This window comes from Deltaproteobacteria bacterium (assembly GCA_028818775.1).
Lineage (GTDB): Bacteria > Desulfobacterota > Binatia > UBA9968 > JAJDTQ01 > JAJDTQ01.
The window spans coordinates 128,315-146,043 of the sequence record JAPPNE010000048.1 but is presented as its reverse complement, the minus strand read 5'-3'; the positions used below and the strand labels follow the sequence as shown (position 1 = coordinate 146,043).

At 65.7% G+C, this 17,729-nt stretch carries 20 protein-coding genes; 8 read left to right on the top strand and 12 right to left on the bottom strand.

Annotated elements, in window-relative coordinates; all coding sequences use genetic code 11:
* The 7 genes from OXU42_05415 to OXU42_05385 all read left to right on the top strand — a co-directional run.
* A partial coding sequence (locus OXU42_05415; GenBank protein ID MDE0028830.1) for a hypothetical protein occupies positions 1 to 380 on the top strand: 380 nt, incomplete at its 5' end.
* A 228-nt stretch (positions 381 to 608) separates the two neighbouring features.
* Positions 609 to 1,628 carry a cupin domain-containing protein gene (locus OXU42_05410; GenBank protein MDE0028829.1) on the top strand — a complete coding sequence of 340 codons (1,020 nt, stop codon included), beginning with the start codon at positions 609 to 611 and terminating at the stop codon, positions 1,626 to 1,628.
* Positions 1,629 to 1,658: 30 nt separating this feature from the next.
* Positions 1,659 to 3,263, top strand: a complete 1,605-nt coding sequence (locus OXU42_05405) for a UbiD family decarboxylase (GenBank protein MDE0028828.1) — start codon at positions 1,659 to 1,661, stop codon at positions 3,261 to 3,263.
* An 11-nt stretch (positions 3,264 to 3,274) separates the two neighbouring features.
* Complete coding sequence (locus OXU42_05400; GenBank protein ID MDE0028827.1) at positions 3,275 to 4,282, top strand: hypothetical protein; 1,008 nt, start codon at positions 3,275 to 3,277, stop codon at positions 4,280 to 4,282.
* A gap of 44 nt (positions 4,283 to 4,326) precedes the next feature.
* On the top strand, positions 4,327 to 5,805 hold the full coding sequence (locus tag OXU42_05395) for a UbiD family decarboxylase (GenBank protein MDE0028826.1): 1,479 nt from the start codon (positions 4,327 to 4,329) through the stop codon (positions 5,803 to 5,805).
* 26 nt (positions 5,806 to 5,831) lie between these two features.
* Positions 5,832 to 6,443, top strand: coding sequence for a glutathione S-transferase family protein (locus tag OXU42_05390; GenBank protein MDE0028825.1), 612 nt, complete (start codon positions 5,832 to 5,834; stop codon positions 6,441 to 6,443).
* On the top strand, positions 6,430 to 7,572 hold the full coding sequence (locus tag OXU42_05385; protein MDE0028824.1) for an FAD-dependent oxidoreductase: 1,143 nt from the start codon (positions 6,430 to 6,432) through the stop codon (positions 7,570 to 7,572). The genes OXU42_05390 and OXU42_05385 overlap by 14 nt, the downstream gene beginning before the upstream one ends.
* Before the next feature lie 275 nt (positions 7,573 to 7,847).
* Here OXU42_05385 and OXU42_05380 read toward each other — a convergent pair whose 3' ends face one another.
* The 7 genes from OXU42_05380 to pspA all read right to left on the bottom strand — a co-directional run bounded on the left by OXU42_05380 (position 7,848) and on the right by pspA (position 11,307).
* Positions 7,848 to 8,177, bottom strand: a complete 330-nt coding sequence (locus OXU42_05380; protein ID MDE0028823.1) for a hypothetical protein — start codon at positions 8,175 to 8,177, stop codon at positions 7,848 to 7,850.
* Positions 8,178 to 8,301: 124 nt separating this feature from the next.
* Positions 8,302 to 8,811, bottom strand: coding sequence for a hypothetical protein (locus OXU42_05375; GenBank protein MDE0028822.1), 510 nt, complete (start codon positions 8,809 to 8,811; stop codon positions 8,302 to 8,304).
* Positions 8,808 to 9,080 carry a hypothetical protein gene (locus OXU42_05370; protein ID MDE0028821.1) on the bottom strand — a complete coding sequence of 91 codons (273 nt, stop codon included), beginning with the start codon at positions 9,078 to 9,080 and terminating at the stop codon, positions 8,808 to 8,810. The genes OXU42_05375 and OXU42_05370 overlap by 4 nt, the downstream gene beginning before the upstream one ends.
* Before the next feature lie 199 nt (positions 9,081 to 9,279).
* Complete coding sequence (locus OXU42_05365) at positions 9,280 to 9,966, bottom strand: glutathione S-transferase N-terminal domain-containing protein (protein MDE0028820.1); 687 nt, start codon at positions 9,964 to 9,966, stop codon at positions 9,280 to 9,282.
* 4 nt (positions 9,967 to 9,970) lie between these two features.
* A complete protein-coding gene (locus tag OXU42_05360) occupies positions 9,971 to 10,363 on the bottom strand; it encodes a PspC domain-containing protein (GenBank protein ID MDE0028819.1) in 393 nt (130 codons plus the stop codon).
* Positions 10,360 to 10,575, bottom strand: a complete 216-nt coding sequence (locus OXU42_05355) for a hypothetical protein (GenBank protein ID MDE0028818.1) — start codon at positions 10,573 to 10,575, stop codon at positions 10,360 to 10,362. The genes OXU42_05360 and OXU42_05355 overlap by 4 nt, the downstream gene beginning before the upstream one ends.
* Positions 10,576 to 10,638: 63 nt before the next feature.
* A complete protein-coding gene (gene pspA, locus OXU42_05350; GenBank protein MDE0028817.1) occupies positions 10,639 to 11,307 on the bottom strand; it encodes a phage shock protein PspA in 669 nt (222 codons plus the stop codon).
* Positions 11,308 to 11,521: 214 nt separating this feature from the next.
* Between pspA and pspF the strand changes: the two genes are divergently transcribed.
* Complete coding sequence (pspF, locus tag OXU42_05345; GenBank protein ID MDE0028816.1) at positions 11,522 to 12,541, top strand: phage shock protein operon transcriptional activator; 1,020 nt, start codon at positions 11,522 to 11,524, stop codon at positions 12,539 to 12,541.
* Between the two features lie 27 nt (positions 12,542 to 12,568).
* On the opposite strand, the gene OXU42_05340 is transcribed toward pspF, so the two are convergent.
* From OXU42_05340 to OXU42_05320, 5 genes are all read right to left on the bottom strand, one after another.
* Positions 12,569 to 13,861 carry an MFS transporter gene (locus OXU42_05340; protein ID MDE0028815.1) on the bottom strand — a complete coding sequence of 431 codons (1,293 nt, stop codon included), beginning with the start codon at positions 13,859 to 13,861 and terminating at the stop codon, positions 12,569 to 12,571.
* A gap of 93 nt (positions 13,862 to 13,954) precedes the next feature.
* Positions 13,955 to 14,545 (bottom strand): MOSC domain-containing protein, encoded by a 591-nt coding sequence (locus tag OXU42_05335; protein MDE0028814.1) that lies wholly within the window; start codon positions 14,543 to 14,545, stop codon positions 13,955 to 13,957.
* On the bottom strand, positions 14,542 to 15,591 hold the full coding sequence (gene mutY, locus OXU42_05330; protein ID MDE0028813.1) for an A/G-specific adenine glycosylase: 1,050 nt from the start codon (positions 15,589 to 15,591) through the stop codon (positions 14,542 to 14,544). Before mutY ends, OXU42_05335 begins: the two co-directional genes overlap by 4 nt.
* Positions 15,592 to 15,746: 155 nt before the next feature.
* A complete protein-coding gene (locus OXU42_05325; protein ID MDE0028812.1) occupies positions 15,747 to 16,844 on the bottom strand; it encodes an ornithine cyclodeaminase family protein in 1,098 nt (365 codons plus the stop codon).
* Positions 16,825 to 17,643: a TatD family hydrolase gene (locus OXU42_05320; protein MDE0028811.1), complete on the bottom strand. Its 819-nt coding sequence runs from the start codon at positions 17,641 to 17,643 to the stop codon at positions 16,825 to 16,827. Before OXU42_05320 ends, OXU42_05325 begins: the two co-directional genes overlap by 20 nt.
* Positions 17,644 to 17,729 lie beyond the last annotated feature (86 nt).

Genomic DNA, 17,729 nt, shown 5'->3' with positions numbered 1-17,729 from the left:
AGCCGCTCCCCACCACCCGGGCTGCGGTGTTCGGCTGGTTCTGGATCGCGCGCACGCGTCCGTGGCAGGAGGGCCTGGCCGCGTCCACCATCGCAGAGTGGACCAACGACGACCGCCTGCTGGGCGACCTCGGCGGCGGCAACTGCGGCCGGCTCTACGAGAGCTGGAGCAGGGACCTGAAGTTCACCGACGAGCAGATGCCCAACTTCACCGCCCATCGGGCCGCGGACGAGAAGCACGCGGAGATGTTCCTGGACATCCTGGAGCGCTACGTTCCCAAGGGCGGCGAGGACGGCGTGCTGAACACCGCCAGGGAGTCCATGGATCTCCACCGGGCCTACTTCGGCGGCATGGCAACGGCCATGAGCCGTCTTCCTTAGACGGCGTCCTTCGACTTCGCTTCGCTACGCTCAGGACGAACGTAAATAGTAATTGATGAATCGTAAACTTGTCACCGTTCGTCCTGAGCGTAGCGAAGCGAAGTCGAAGGACAAACAGGACAAACCAAATCCGACAGACACGCCGGGTTTCTTTGCGACCATAGCCGGCGGGCGGTTTCGGAGCCGCCCGGGCCGGCGAGCCGACGCCGCATCCCGAGGAATTCTCCCATGAAGATGGAGCTCAAGGACCTCAACGAGTCGCTGGCCGAGCACGACCTCTCGGGGTTCTGGAACACGCGCACGCCCGAGCACAAGGACGAGGCGCCGTACCTGTGGAAGTGGCGCGAGGTGTACCCGTGCCTGATGGACGCCAGGGAGTCGGTGGGGCTGGAGCTGGCGGAGCGCCGTGCCATACGGCTGGTGAACCCGCAGAACCCCACCCGCGCCACCTCCCGGACGCTGCTGTTCACCTTCTCGGTGGTGAACCCCGGCGAGATCGCGCGGCCCCACCGCCACAACATGGCGGCCATCCGCTTCGTGGTGAAGGGGAGCGGCGCCTTCACGCTGGTGGAGGGAGAGCGCTTCCCCATGCACGAGGGGGACCTGATCCTCACGCCCAACTGGACCTGGCACGAGCATCACAACGAGTCCGACGAGCCCATCGTGTGGCTCGACGGCCTCGACGGCCCGCTCATCAACGCGCTGAACGTGCTGTTCTTCGAGAACTACGACAAGGACACCCAGGGCGTGAGCCGCGCCGACGGCGACGCGCAGATGCGTTTCGGTTTCGCCCGCCCGCCGGCCAACGCGGAATCGCCGGGCCGGGGCCTGCCGTTCCGCTACCGCTGGCAGGACACCGACGCGTCGCTCCACAACATCGCCGATGCCGAGGCTGACCCCTTCGACGGCCACCTGGTGCGCTACATCAACCCGGTGACCGGCGGCTACACCATGGCGACCCTGTCCTGCGAGGCGCAGATGCTGAAGCCGGGCTGGGTCACCGGCACCCACCGCCACACCAGCACCTCGCTGTACCACGTGTTCCGCGGCCGCGGCCGCACCGCCGTGGGCGAAGGGTTCCTGGAATGGGAGAAGGGCGATTCCTTCATGATCCCCAACTGGCAGTGGCACCGCCACGAGAACCCTTTCGACGAGGAGGCGGTGCTCTTCTCCATGAACGACCGGCCGGTGCTGGAAGCGTTGGAGCTGTACCGCGAGGAGCAGCGTCCCGCCGGCAACGGCGCGTAACGGCACTCGGTAGAGAACGCGAACCCGGCTATGTCCTATCCCGACCTTCAAGAGCACCTGTCCAACCTGGAGTCCGCCGGACTCCTGCTGCGCGTCCGCCACCCCATCAACAAGGACACGGAGATGCACCCGCTGGTGCGCTGGCAGTTCCGCGGCGGCCTGCCCGAGGCGGAGCGCAAGGCATTCCTGTTCGAGAACGTGGTGGACAGCCACGGGCGCACCTACGACATGCCGGTGGCGGTGGCCGCGCTTGCTGCCTCGCCGCAGGTGTACTCCGTAGGGCTGCAGCGCCCGGTGGACGAGATCCCCGAGCTTTGGGCGCACGCGCTGGCCAACCCCATCGAGCCGGCCATCGTCGAGTCCGGTCCCGTGCACGACGTGGTGCTGCAGGGCGCCGACCTCGACGTCGAGGGCGGCGGGCTGCTGCAGCTTCCGGTGCCCATCTCCACGCCGGGGTTCGACAACGCCCCCTATACCACCTGTTCCCACTGGTTCACCAAGGACCCCGATACCGGCATTCGCAACCAGGGCAACTACCGCGGCCAGATCAAGAGCCAGAAGCGCGTGGGCATGTACGCCGGCATGCACCAGCACATCTTCCCGCACTGGGACAAGTGCCGCGAGCGGGGCGAGCCGCTGCACGCCGCGCTGGTGGTGGGGGCGCCGCCGGTGGTCTCCTACGGCACGGTGCAGAAGGTGCCGCCCGGTGTGGACGAGATGGGAATTGCCGGCGGTCTGGCCGGGGAGCCGGTCCGGCTAGTGCGCTGCAAGACCGTGGACATCGAGGTCCCCGACAACGCCGAGATCGTCATCGAGGGGCTCATCAACACGGATTTCGTGGAGCCGGAGGGCCCCTTCGGCGAATCCCACGGCTATCTGCACCCGCGCACGGTGTCGCCGTTCATGGAAGTGACCGCAATCACCATGAAGCGCAAGCCGGTGCTGTGCTCGTTCATCAGCCAGGTGACCCCCAGCGAGTCCAGCGTCATCAAGAAGGTGGGCTACGAGCCGCTCTTGCGCCGCTACCTGCGCGACACCGTGGGCATCAAGAGCGTGACCCAGGTGGCCATGCACGAGCCCCTCACCAACCTGCGCAAGCTCGTCATCGTGCAGATGAGCAAGCCCGCGGAAGGGGACGTCTGGCGCGCCCTGAACAGCATCGCCAACTACCAGCACGGCGTCGGCAAGATCGCCATCGCGGTGGACGACGACATCGACCCCCACAACCTGGACGCGGTGTGGTGGGCCATCTGCTACCGCTCCAAGCCGCACCAGGACGTGCTGATCCTGCCCGGACGGGTCAAGGGCCACTCGCCGCCGTTCGAGGACGAAGGCCACCTGATCACCGCCAAGGAGCTCTTCTACCAGCCGGCCACCGACTCCGGCATGCTCATCAACGCCATCCTGAAGGAGCCGTTCCCGCCCATCTCGCTGCCGAAGCGCGAGTTCATGGAGCACGCCCTGGAGCTGTGGAACCGGCTGGAGCTGCCGCCGCTCAAGCCCCAGGCGCCGTGGTACGGCTACTCGCTGGGCCAATGGGACGACGAGTGGGAGGAGGAGGCGCAGGCCGCGGTGAAGAGCGACTACCTCCAGACCGGCGCCAAGCTAGCCCAACGCAGGGTCAAGCCCACCTGAGATCCTTCGCCATGTCCGACCCCTGCCACCTCCGTCTCGCGTGCCGCAACTACGACGGCACCAACGCCATCCTCCGCGGCACCTTGAGCGCTCCGGGCATCGAGCTGGAGCCGGTGGAGCAGGTGAGCGTGCAGGGCATGTTCGCGGCCATGTACCGGGGCGAGTTCGACGTCTCGGAGATGTCCCTGGCCGAGCTGATCTACTACACGTCGCGTAACCAGAACGACTTCGTCGGCATCCCGGTGTTCCCGTCCCGCATGTTCCGGCACGGCTTCATCGTGGTGCGGCGCGACGCCGGCATCGACACGCCCCAGGACCTCGTGGGCAAGCGCCTGGGTTTCCTGCGCTGGGTGCAGACCGCCGCGGTGTGGATCCGCGGCATGCTGACGGACGAGTACGGCGTGACGCCGAAGAATTCCCAGTGGCACGCCGCCTCGCTGCACCATTGGGACGACGGCGTCACCGACACCTCGGTAAAGCTCCCGGGCGGCGCCGTAATCGAGGTGCTGCAAGGGGAGGGGAACGCCGCCGAACGGGCCATGCGCGCCCTGCGCGAGGGACGGCTGGACATGCTCGGGGTGACGGAAACGCAGCTCCCGCCGCTGCTGGCCGACCCGGCGCTGAAACGGCTGTTCGAGGACTACCGGGAAGTGGAGGCGCAATACTTCGCCAAGACCCGCCTCTTCCCCATCATGCACGTGCTCGCGGTCAAGAAATCGGTGCTGGAGCAACACCCGGAGGTCGCGCCGGCCCTCTTCGAGCTGTTCAGCCGGGCCAAGCGGCAGGCGCGGCAGTGGTACGCGAACATCCCGAGCATGGTGGTGGCCTGGCGCGAGCACGCGCTGGACGAGGAACGCGCGGTGTTTGGCGGCGACCCGTGTCCCTTCGGACTCGACGCCAACCGCCACGCCATCAACACGTTCATCGAGTACTGCGAGTTCCAGGGCATCTGCGAGCGCAACCTTTCGCCCGAGGAACTGTTCGCGCCCGACACCTGGGATCTGACGGAGCAGGAATGACGTTTCGTAGGTGTGTAAGGCGTATAATCGACGAGAGGTGACCCATGGCCAGACCACAACGGATACAGGACGCCGAGATGACTCCCTTCGACGACCTTCGCGTGTGGCTCGCGCAGGTGGAGGAGAAGGGCCAGTTGGAGCGCATCTCCGGCGCCCACTGGGACCTGGAGGTGGGCGCTCTGAACGAGATCATCTGCGAACGCACGCCGACCCCGCCGGCGCTGCTGTTCGAGGACGTCGTCGGCCACGAGGGCAAGGGGCGCGTCCTGGCCAACATGATGGAGACCATGGAGCGCACCGCGCTCGCCCTGAACCTGCCGCCGGACCTCGGCACCCTCGAGGTCATCGACCGGCTGCGCACGCGCCTGAGCGCCCTGGAGCCGGTGGAGCCGCGCGTCTTGGCGACGGGTCCTGTCATGGAGAACCGCTTGACGGGCGACGACATCAACATCCTCGACATCCCGGTGCCGCGCTGGCACTCGGGCGACGGCGGCCGCTATCTGGGCACCGCGCACCTGGTGGTCACGCGGGACCCCGAGACCGGCGAAGAGAACGTCGGCTGCTACCGCGTCATGGTGCACGAGGGGGACAAGCTGGCGCTCTACATCTCGCCCGGCAAGCACGGCCGCATGCACATGGAGAAGACGCTCCGGGCGGGCAAGCCGGTGCAGGTGGCCATGGCCTTCGGTCAGCACCCGCTGATGTTCGTGGCCGCCTCCCAGGCGGTCCCGCCCGGCGTGAGCGAGTACGCTTGGGCCGGCGGTCTGGTGGAGCAGCCACTGAGCGTCATCGAGGCGCCGATTACCGGGCTCCGCGTGCCGGCCGCGGCGGAGATCGTGGTGGAAGGGGAGATCGTGCCGGGCGACACCCGCCCCGAGGGCCCCTTCGGCGAATGGACCGGCTACTACGCCAGCGCCCGCCGGGCCGAGCCGGTGGTGCAGTTGAAGGCCCTCTACCACCGGGACGACCCGATCCTCACCGGCGCGCCGCCGTTCCGTCCCACCATCCACGGCATGTACCGCTCGATGCTGCGCTCGGCCATGATCTGGAACGGTGTGGAGAGGGGCGGGGTGCCGGACGTGGTGGGCGTGTACGTGCCGCCGCCGGCCCAGCGCTTCATGATCGTCATCGCCATCCGGCAGCGTTACCCGGGCCATGCCAAGCAAGCGGCGATGATGGCGGCCCAGTGTCACGCCGGCGCCTACCTCGGCCGCTACGTGGTGGTGGTGGACGACGACGTGGACATCACCAACCTGAACGAGGTGGTGTGGGCCATGTGCACCCGCTCCAACCCCGAGGAGTCCATCGACATCATCCGCCGCACCTGGAGCGGGCCGCTGGACCCGATCATCCCACGCGACAAGAAGGGCCTCAACTCCCGCGCCATCATCGACGCCACCCGGCCCTTCGAGTGGAGAGACCAGTTCCCGGCGGTGAGCGAGATCGACAAGGACACCCACGAGACCGTGTCCGCCAAGTGGAAGGACGAGCTGGAGCGGGTGGTGCGGGGGCACCGGCCGTAGAGGACGCTAGACAAGAGGAGCCTGCAATGAGCGACGCCATCAAGCTGTACGACTTCACCACCTCGCCCAACTGCCAGCGGGTGAAGGTGGTGCTGGAAGAGAAGGGCCTTGCCTACGAGACGGTCCCCGTAGACCTGCGCAAACGCGAGCAGAAGGCGCCCGAGTACCTCGCCATGAACCCCTACGGCAAGGTGCCGGTGCTGGTGGACGGCGACACGGTGCTCTACGAGTCCTGCATCATCAACGAGTACCTGGAAGAGAAGTACCCGGACCCGTCATTGCTGCCCGCCGACCCCTCGGCACGGGCACGGATACGCATCCTCATCGACTACGGCATCGTCCACACCAACGACAGTCACCAGGCCATCCGCGCCGAGATGATGAAGCCCGAGGGCGAGCGCGACGCCGATGCGCTGGCCGCGGCCAAGGCCCGTTTCATCGAGGAACTGCAACCGCTTGAGAAGGAGCTCGAAGGCCGCGACTACATGGCCGGCGGCTTCTCGCTGCTCGACGCCGCCCACTTCCCGCGGGTCATGCGCCACGTCCAGTGGGGCATCCTGCCGGACCCGGGCCTGCCGCTGCTTGACGCGTGGTACCAGCGCATGACGGCGCGCCCGTCCGTCCGTGCAATCCTCTAAAGAACCGCGAATCGTCCTCCTCGGCATCGGCCACACCAACGCCCATGTCCTCGACCTGTGGCGCCGGGAGCCCATCGCGGGCGCCCGGCTGGTGTGCGTTTCGAGCTTTGCCGCGTCCACCTATTCCGGCATGCTGCCCGGCACCCTGTCGGGCCAGTACCCCCCCGGCAGGTTGGAGATAGACCTCCGGAGCCTCGCCCAAGCGGCCCGGGCCGAGCTGGTGGTGGAGCCCGCGCTGGGCGTGGACGTGGAGGCGCGAACCGTCCTATTCGAGAAGCACGAGCCTGTCCCCTACGACATCCTGTCCGTGGGCGCCGGCTCGGTGCCCAACCGCGCAGGCATTGACGCCGACCCCGGAACGTGGGTTCCCATCAAACCCATGCAGACGTTCCTCATGCGCCTCTACGAACGGCTCCAGGAGATCGCACCGCAGAATGGTGGGGAACTGCGGGTATTGGTCATCGGCGGCGGCGTCGGCGGCATCGAGATCAGCCTCTGCCTGCCTTCATACCTGCACCGCGTGCTGGGGGAAGTGCGCCACGCCATCACCATCGTCGACGCGGGAGAGCGCATCGGCGGCGGCCTGTCGCCACGGGCGCTGCCGCGGGCGGAGGCGCTGCTGGAGGCCCGCGGCGTGGAGGTGATCACGGGCGCCCGTGTCACCCGTGTCGACGCGCACGAAACGGTGTGCGCCGATGGCCGCCGCATTCCCGCGGACCTCGTGATCCTGGCCGCGGGAGCGGCGCCGCCTCCGGTGCTGGAGAACACCGCCTTGCCGAAGGACGCCAGGGGGTTCCTCCTGACCCGCGAAACCCTCCAGTCCACCGGCTCGGAGAGTGTCTTCGCCGTGGGAGACAGCGGCACCATGGCCAACGCCGCCGTCCCCAAGGCCGGCGTGTACGCCGTGCGCCAGGGCCCGGTCCTGTGGCGCAACATCGGCGCGCTGGCGCGCGGCGAGCCCCTCTCCCCCTACGAACCCCAACACGACTTCCTGCGGCTCCTCAACACCGGCGACGGCAAGGCGCTGATGGACTACAAGGGATGGTCCGCCCACGCCCGCTGGTGCTGGCGTTTCAAGGACTACCTCGACAGCCGCTTCATGGCGCGCTTCCGGGTCATCCGGCGCTAATCGAGCGCCACCATTTGTCCCCAAAACAGAAACGGGGCCGTGTGAAACACAGCCCCGTTCATGAAGATCCCCACGTGCCGGTGGGACATGAGGGTACATCAACGCAAATACGGTATCGGAACGCTCGGCATTTGTCTATCGTCTTGGCGAAACTTTCGCCAAAACAAACCGGCCGAGAGGTGGCTACGCAGGTTCCCTCACGGCGCTGCTCATGTCCACTGGAGAAGACGTTCGGTCCCAGCGTTTCGGACTCGTGGAGGTCGGGGGTGGTAGGTTCAAGCGCCCACCATTTGCCGCAATTGCTCCCTTACGAACTCCAGGAGGTCCAATGCATCCTCGTAACGAGCACGACAGTTCTTCCCGTTAACGTATGCGAAACAGGCGCCTCGTCCGTCGTTGCCCACCAGTACCAACACCGAGGACTTCGCGACCGGCGACTTGAAATACAGAGCAATTTCTCCGTCTTCCGTAGGATATACAGTCGGGGCGATTGGTTGATTGGCCAAGGCGACAAGGATTCTTCTGGCCAAGTCCTTCGTGCCCGAAAAGATCGCGGGCAGTCCCTCGTCAACTATTTCCTCGTCCATGGTGGTCAAGTCAGCCACAAGGTCCCCTTCATACGATGGAGCTTCTTGGACGACAAGCGCCCTTGCCTCACCAACGCGCGTGAAAACAGGCAGCTCTTGGAATGCCGTCGACGGAAGATGTCGTTTCTTCGTGAACGACGGTTCATCCTTGCATGTGTCTGTACGCAAGTAGTCCGGTGAGGAAAGTGTCGGCCTGCAGGCTACCGCGTACTCGCTCCCAGTCTCGAAATGCTTGGTCCGTCAGGTCGGCCAGATCAAGGGCCTCCCGTCGGGTGAATCGGAGCGCGCGATTATAGTCTGCCTCATGACGGGCTTCCTGAAGTTGGACGAAGGAAGACGCGACGTCTATCAACTCCTGTTGGAGCGGTTGTTGGTGGAACCCTGACGCCAGCTTGGGGGACACCGCCTTGTTGGTGAATTGGACCGCGATTTGTTTCATGGCAGCGTGATGAAACGCACGTGAGAGACAGTCGCGCAGCGGCCCGCGGGCATGGCCCGACAGCATGAGTTTGGTCGCTTCATCGACCAGAAGGTGAAAGAGCGCGTAGTAGGAAGCCGAAACCGAGCGGCGAAGACTGGCTTGGGTCGGCTTCTTCGGTTCCTTCTGGGCAAGGAAACGTGCCTGTTTCAACAGCTCCGAGTGAAGGCTCATGTTTCCTGCGCCACCTCGGATGCGCCGCGAAATCGAACATACACGAGTATGGAGGAGTCCGTCTTTTCCTGCACGAGGTCGCGGATTATCGAACGCAATCGCGATCGTTTGGTGAATTCAACGTCATCGTCTATCAGCATCGCCCAAACCCATACGGCGGGGTCGTCGGTGGAGTCGTGCCCGGTTTCTACGTGCCAGCGGCTGACGGGGGTAGGCAGTTCAGGGAGTTGCCGAAGCGCGGCTTCGATGGCGTTCGCATTGATGTCCATGTCGGTCACCTCTTGGCCGGTCTGTTTAGCGCTGCAGGTGGCATGTCGGTAGACCCGCGCTACGTCTCAAGACGAGTATGGTGGCGAGGGTAGAGCTTGTCAACTCGAAGACCAGATGAGAGCCTGACGCCGCCGCGCCGCACGCCGAGGGCAAGCTCCAGCCCCGGTGCTGGAAGGAGGACGACGAGGACTTGCCCACCTAGCGTCTCTCGTACTGCTTCGCCCCGTACATGATCTCCCGCGCCTTGTCGTCCATGGGGGTGACGGGCACGTCGGCCATGACCTGGAGACCGCGCTGCACGCCCGGGCGGGCGGTGACGGCTTCGAACCAGCGCTTCACGTGGGGAAAGTCGTCCAGGTTCTGGCCCTGTTTCTCGTGGCCTTGCAGCCAGGGATAGCAGGCGATGTCGGCGATGGAGTACTCGTCGGCGAGATACTCGTGGTCCGCCAGGCGCTTGTCCATGACGCCGTAGAGGCGGCCGGCCTCGTTGGTGTAGCGCCGGACGCCGTACTCGTTGTCGGGCGCCTGGCCGCGGAAGTGGTTGGCTTGTCCCAGCATCGGGCCGATGCCGCCCATCTGGAACATGAGCCACTGGATCACCGTGTAGCGGCGTTCCACGACCGTGGGCATGAGCCTGCCGGTCTTCTCGGCGAGGTACATGAGGATGGCGCCAGACTCGAACACGGCGTAGGGTCGTCCGCCGGGTCCGTCCTGGTCGACGATGGCCGGGATCTTGTTGTTGGGGCTGATCTTCAGGAACTCCGGCTCGAACTGGTCGCCCTTGCGGATGTCGATGGGGTGTATGTGGTATTCGAGCTCCAGCTCCTCCAGCGCAATGTGCAGCTTGCGGCCGTTGCTGGTCCGCCACGAGTATGCCTCGATCACGACGCTAGTCCCTTTCTCCGGTCCGCAGCCTTCGTTCCCAATCGTACTCGCGGTTGGTAACCATGTTCTCCATGCGGCGAATACGGCGGTCGAGTTGACCGAAGGTGCGGCGCAGGCGATTTAGCGCAATCGTACGCGAGTGCGCGTAGCTGTTGTAGAAGTCCTGATCTCCTTCCGTCTGCAAGGGCAGCACGGGCTCCGGCTTGAGGACCAAGGCGGCGAGCAGATAGAGACCGGCAAACGGCCAGAATCCGGTGCTGATCAACAGGACGACGGCGATCACGCGGATCCACAACACCCGCACGTCCAGATGTTCCGCGAGACCGCGGCACACGCCCAGAATGACACCGCGACGCGAGCGATAGATGCGGGTAGTCCTCGAATAGCCTCGAATCATGGGTTTCTGTCCTTTCTGTCGAGTAGAATGGTCTCCAGGGATTCCACGCGGTCTTCGAGCCGGCTCAGCCCCTGGTAGAGCTCTTGCATCAGTTTGGCCTCTTCGCCACCGGCTCCGTTGCCCCGTAGCGACTTGATCGCCCACACCACCATGACTATCAATGCCGCACCCAGGATCAAGAGGACCCCGAGCACGCCCAACACTATTCCCACGATGCTTTCCGGTGCCATCCTCGCTCACCCATGCGCATCAGCCGGACAGGCCGCCGCCGCATCTCAGGTATCGGACCGCCGGGCGGCATCCTTGAGCGCCCGCAGTTCGGCTTCGATCTCTTCGTCCTGTCCGAGGCGGGCGAACTCTTCATCGAGATCCGGTTTCCGCGCAAAGTTGACAAGCTCGGCCTCGGCCTCCATGCGCTCGATACGGTTTTCGAACTGCTCGAAACGCAGCATCGTGTCCGCGCTGCCCATCTTGCGGATCCCGCTCTGGGCGCGCTTGCGCTCGTGCGCCTGAATGTGGCGCTGCACCAGGATGCGTTGCTTTTCCTTCGCTTTCGCCAGCTTGTCTTCCAATTGGGCCATGTCCGACTGGTATTGTTCAATGATGGCGGAGCACTGGATCGCCTCGCTCTCCAGAGTTTCCGAGCGTTCCCGATAGCGCCGCTTTTCCATCAGCGCCTCCCGCGCCAGGTCTTCACGTCCCTTGTCCACGGCGAGGGTGGCCTTGTCCTCCCACTGGTCGTGGCGCCGTCGCGCTTCGTCGAGTTCGCGCTCGACCTTCTTGTGCGTCGCCATCGCTTGGGCGCAAGCCACCTTGATCTCGACCAGTGTGTCCTCCATCTCCTGTATCATCAGCCGGATGAGCTTTTCCGGGTCCTCTGCCTTGTCAAGCATCGAGTTGATGTTCGAGCTGATGATGTCGCTCAAGCGTGTAAAGATTCCCATTTGACTTCCTCCCTCGGAGTTTCGCGGAGAACGTGTCCGTGCCGCTGTGCCCTGGAGAAAGCACGAAGAGTGCCAACCGCGGTCGGGATTTCCAAGGTGCTGTTTTTATTGAGTTTTTGTAATGCCGAGGCATCTCATCATGTTGGCAAAATTTATGTATTCTTGGTGAAAATAACTATTATGTGGTATTTTCTACTATCCACGGGAGATGTCCATGCCCGAATCCTACACGGAGCCGCTGGGACAGTCCAACGCCTTCCTGGACTTCCAGGAAACGCTGTCCCGTGCCGCCGAGGTCGATCGTCCGATCCTGCTGATCGGTGAACGCGGCACCGGCAAGGAACTGGCCGCGGCCAAGCTGCACTATCTGTCACAGCGTTGGCGGGGGCCGCTCGTTGCCCTGAACTGCGCCGCGCTGGCGCCGACGCTGCTGGAGTCGGAGCTGTTCGGCCACGAGGAGGGCGCCTTCACGGGCGCGCATCAACGGCGCACCGGGCGGTTCGAGGCGGCAACGGACGGGACACTGTTCCTGGATGAAATCGCTCAGATCCCCACGGAGGTCCAGGAGAAGATCCTTCGGGTGGTGGAGTACGGCAGTTTTGAAAGGGTGGGATCTTCGGAACCCGTTCAAGTGGACACGAGAATCATCGGCGCGACCAACGCAGACCTGCCCTCGCTGGCCCGTCAGGGCCGTTTCAAGCGCGACCTGCTCGACAGGCTGTCGTTCGACGTCCTCTTCGTTCCACCCTTGCGGGCTCGCGGTGACGACATCCTGTTGCTGGCCAACCACTTTGCCGCGCGCATGGCGCACGAATTGGGTCGGGAAGCGCTTCCCCGGTTCAGCCGTAGCGCGGTGGCGCAGATGGAACGCTACCCTTGGCCGGGCAACGTGCGCGAGCTCAGGAACGTGGTGGAGCGCGCGGTGTATCGATCCGACACGCCCACGGTCGACGAGCTCGTCTTCGATCCTTTCGTCCCGCCTTTCGGCACGGGCGCGGGCGATGGAATCGAGGCGCCGGCGCCGGACCCGGCCCCCACGGCCCGTGTCCCCGAAGGGCCGGAAATATCCCTGGAGGAGGCGGTGAGAGAGCTGGAGGTGCGAATGATCCGCGAGAGCCTTGCGGACGCGAGGTACAACCAGCGCCAGGCGGCAAAGGCGCTCGGTCTGACCTACCACCAGTTCCGCGGCCGGTGGCGAAAGTACCGGGAAGAGTTGGCCGCCGAGGATGAGTGAGAAAGGGGAGACCGATGCCCGGTCCGCTCAAGGGATGAACCTGCCACGACGGCGTCGCGGCACCAGCGGACCTCCGGGGGGACGGATGCCCACGCAAACGGCCGCGCCCGTGAACGCCATGACGAGGCAGGCCAGGAACATGCCTCCGTACGAGCCGGTGGCGTCGTAGACGAGACCTCCCAGCAGGGCGCCGAGCGCCCCGCCGGTGTGATGCACCCACAGAATGGCGCCGGTGATGAGGCCGATGTTGCGGACGCCGAAGTAGTCCCCGGTCATGGCCGCGGCCAGGGGTGCCGTGGCCATCAGCGTGAAGCCCATCAGCAGCGCGGCCGTGAGTATGGCCGGTTCCGCGGACGAGAACACCAGCAACCCGAAGCAGACTATGCGCAGGAGGAACATGAAGGACAGCGGAAGGCCGTGTCCGAACTTCTCCGTTACCGCCGGGAAGGCGAGAACGCCCGCCATGGCGAACAGTCCGGACAGACCCTGGATGTTCGAGGCGTGCTGGCTGGTGAGGCCGGCGTCGGTGGCGAAGGGGATGAACTGGGTCACGAAGAAAAAGTCCTGGAAGCCGCACAGCCCGTAGGCCAGGACGACGAAGAGAAAGCTCCGCGAAAGGAATGCTTCCCGCGGCGCGAGGTCCGCGGCCGGGGCGAGGCGCCAGCCCCGGGCGGTGCCGCCGCGTTCGTAGGGCGAAAGACCCATGTCGGCGGGTTCCTTCTTCATCAGCGCCAGCGCCACCGGCACCACCACCACGGACACCAGGACGCCCAGGCCGACCCACGAGCCGCGCCAGCCGAAGCGCGCCAAGGAGTAGGCCAGGGCGGGGATGACGACGAAGTGTCCGAAGGCCGTGCCCGTCACCGCGATGCCGCCGATGACGCCGCGCAGGCTCAGGAACCAGCGGGAGACCGTGGACGACACCACGCCGATGGTGGTCCCGGATACGCCCACCGCGGTGACCACGCCGTAGTAGAAGTAGAACTCCGGGATGGAGCTGGTGCGGGAGGTGAGGAAGATGCCGGCGGAAGCCAACAGCGCCGAGACGGAGAAAAGCAGGCGCGGGCCGTAACGGTCCAGCATCCTCCCCGCCATCATCTGGCTGAAGCCAAACACGAGCATGTTCAGGGTGTAGGCGAAGGTGATGGCGCCTCGGTCCCAGCCGAACTCCGCCGCCAGGGGCTTCACCAGCACGCCGAAGGAGAAGCGCACGCCGCCGTCCACCACGAGTATGAGGAAACCGCCGAGGAGGATGAACCAGCCGTAGAAGAACGTGGACTGCGAGCCGGCCGGGGCCGGCGTGGGGACGGGAGTGGACACTAGGGAAGCCCTGATTCGTTGCCGCCGGGCAAGATGGCGCCCTTCGACTTCGCTACGCTCAGGGCGAACGGCGCCATCTTGTTCAGAGTCTCCCTATAGAACGGCTATTTCGTCGCCGGGCCGGATGACGCCGCCCTGCACCACCAGCGCGCATATCCCGCTCTTGCCCATGAGGGCTCGGGTCATGCCTGGCTCGGTGATGGACTGGATGTAGGCGCACGGGGGGCGCGGCCGGTCGAACGCCAGCACGGCCTCGCCGACACGAAAGGCGTGGCCCACCAGGTCGTCCAAGCGGGTGTCGCGAGTGACGATGTTGCGCCGGTGCTCGCCGTTGAGCACCTGGAGGCCTGCCGCGGCGGCGATTTCCTCCAGGTCCTCGGCTTCGATCAGGGTCACCTGGCACTCGTCCCAACCGCTGTAATATCCGGTCGACTCGCAGTAGCGGTCCCCCTTCAGCCCCATGCTGGCGACCGCCTCGGCCTCGTCCACCTTGCGCATGTGCGCGCTGCCTTCCGGCGCGATGTAGATCTCGTGTACCGTACCCATGGTGCTCCCGCGGCGCTGGTTTTCGGAGACTATATGCGGCAGGTGGCGGACCGTCAACGCACCGAGCAAGGCCCCGCTCCACCCCTGGATTCCCGCTTCCGCGGGAATGACGGTATGGGGCGGCTGTGCCTCGCTCAAGGATTTTCAATGTCGTCGCTGGACAGACGCGCCGCCAGTCGGGGCCGCGCGGCGGCCAGGGCCTTGGTGCAGAGGGAGGACAGGGGATAGGAGGACAGGCCGGCCGTCTCGACCCAACGCCAGGCCTTGCCCCGCACACGGGCTTCCCGGCGCAGCAGGTAGACCGGAGCGGTGATGCGCTTGTCGGTGATGGCATGGCGGATGACGGCGATGGGTGGCGTGGCGAGGCTGTCTTCCGCCACCTCCGGCGGCAGCGTCTCGGGCGCGGGCAGTTCCCACAGCCCGGCCAGAAGCCCGTCCTCCGGCCGGCGGTGCAGCAGGATTCCCGATTTCGACTCGATGATGACCAGCGGCCATTCCACCGCCTTGGTCTCGCCGCGCCGCCTGCGCGGCAGTTCGAAGGAGCCGGATGCGCGAGCCCGACACCAGTGTGCCAGGGGACAGCGCTCGCACAGCGGTGCGGCGGGCAGACAGACGGTGGCGCCTAACTCCATCAGCGCTTGGTTAAAATCTCCGGGACGCGAGCGGGAAACCATCCGCTCGGCGGTTCCGTCCACGGCCTTCGCGTCGGTGAGACCGAAGAGCCGCGCATAGACCCGCCGGACGTTCCCGTCCACCGCGGGGTAGGGCCGCTGGAAGGCGATGCTCATGATCGCTCCCGCCGTGTACCGGCCGACCCCGGGCAGACGCAACAACGTCTGGTAGTCCCCGGGCAGTCGGCCGCCGTGCCGGCTCGCCAGTAGCCGCGCCGCCTGTTTCAGGTTGGCAGCCCGCCGGTAGTATCCCAGACCGCTCCAGACGCTACGGACCGCGTCCAGCGGCGCTTGGTCCAGGGCTTCCACCGATGGGAACGCCTCCATGAAGCGGTGGTAGTAGGGCAGCACCGTGGCCACCTGGGTCTGCTGCAACATGGTCTCGGAGACCCAGATGGCGTAGGGGTCCCTGGTTCGGCGCCAGGGCAGGTTGCGCCGGTTGCGGTCATACCAGCGCAGCAGGGCGGCGCGCATGCGCGCGCGCAGGTTGGGGGAGTCTGCGTTCTCGGGCATGGCGCAGAAACATTACGAATACGTCATTCCCGCGGAACAGGCCGTGTCAAAACACCATCTGAGAACGGCACCAACCCCCTGAAACGTCATTCCCGCGGAAGCGGGAATCCAGGGGTGGGAGGCGGGGACGACGCGGTCCGGTGTCAGCTCCCCAACTAATCCCGGATATCCTGCAGGAACCACTCCCGCGGCAGCGGGTGGCCCAGGCCCTTGGACTTGGCCATCTCGTAGGCGGTGCCGCCCACGGCGGCGAACTGGAGTCCCTGGGTGCCCTGGTTGTTGAGGAAGGTCACCTGCTCGTCGCTGGTGCGTCCGGGCCAGCGGCCGGCCATGAGGTCCGGGATGGTGCCGATGCTCGCGTTGTCGATCTCGCGGATGGGCGAGGGCGGGATCTTCTTCATCTCGTCCTCGGTGCCGGCGATGTAGGCGAACATGCCGTCGCTGCCGTGGACGGTTCCCGGCGGGGGACTGTCCAGCACCATGGTGGAGGCTCCCAGGCGCGCCTGGATGTCGCACCTGGCGAGGATCTCCGGTCCGGCCTCGTTGGAACGGACGTTGGTGATGTGCATGCCGGGCTCCACCCACTCGGGCTTCATCACCTGGACCAGCGAGTCCGTGGCCAGCGCCACGATGTCCGCGCCGCGGCACACCGTCTCGGCGTCGTCGCAGGTCTCGACGTCGAGACCGAGCTGCTCCCGCATCTCCGCGGCGAAGGCCTCCCGGTTGGCCTTGGTGGGGCTGAACACGCGCAGCAGCTCGATGTCGCGCACCTCGTGGATGGCCTGGGTGTAGGTGCGCGCCATGCCGCCGGAGCCCAGCATTCCCAGCACCTTGGAGTTCTCCCGCGACAGGTACTTGACCCCGAGGCCGGCGCAGGCGCCCACGCGCATGTGCTGGAGGTAGCCGTCGTTCATCAACGCCAGCGGCTCGCCGTTGCGCACGCTCAGGAGGAAGATGAGACCGCAGTAGGTGCCCGGCTCGATGCAGTACTTGTCCTCGGTCTCGAACTCTCCGTCCTTCTCCCAGACGAGCATGTCGGACTTCATGCGGATGGCCAGATAGCCCAGCGACCGGGTGGCCCCCTCCATGGTGCCCCAGCGATAGTAGTGGGGCTCCTGCGGCACGTAGAAGTCGATCCTCGGCCGGTACGCCGCCTCGTTCTTCGAGAGGTCGCGGTAGGCATCCTCCATGGCGTCAAGGCAGGTCTTCATGTCCAGGACTTCCTGGATGTGCTCATTGGTCAGAAACAGCATTGCTCCTCCTTGTTGCGTTGTCGTTCTGTCGTTCCAGTAGTGCCTGCGCTCCCGCGAGCCTCGGATCGCCGCTGATGAGCCTCAGGAAATTAGCCTGGATCACGGCCTCCATCTTCTCCGGGGGCAGCCCCTTGAGCCGCGCCACCTCGGCCACCACGTCGGCGATGATATCCGGCGGCGCCACCTCGCCCGCGAGCCAGCGGTGGCCGCCGGGATTGTCGGTTTCGGAAAGCAGTTGCCGGGGCGGCACGGCCCGCGCCACGTCCCGTATCTTCTCCGAATACAACACTTCGACCCCCACGGTGAAGAGGTACCCTTCGCCGATCATTTCGTCGAGCACGTCCATGGGTCCGGAGTACCAGTGGATGATGGCCTTCTTCACGCCGAACGCACGCAGGGTATCGAGGATGCGGCGTTCGGCGCCCTTGGTGTGCAGGTTGACGACTTTGTCCCGCTCCGCTGCCTCCCGGATCAGGAACTCGAAAACCCGGATCTGGTGCGGATACGTTTCCGTGTCCCGTACCCAGTGGAAGTCGAGCCCCAGTTCGCCGAGCATGGGGCTCTGCTCCGCCATCGGCCGCAGGTCCGACAGATTGCGGGAGTGTTCGGTCGCCCGCCGGGGATGAACGCCGAAGCTGGGAAGGACGAAAGCCGAGTCTTTCGCCAGCGCGAGATTGCGCCGGTACGAGTCGGGGTCCATGGCGTTGGCCAGCGTAAGGATGCGCCGGTCCTCGATACGCGTCAGCGCCTCCTGCGGGTCGTCGTAGTGATCGAGATGGGCGTGGGCGTCGATCAGCATGGCGGGTCCCGGACCATACGGGTCTGGCTTCATTGCGGTGGCGGTGTCGCTTGGCAGGGCCGTGGGCGTGCCCGGCCGCAAGCCCG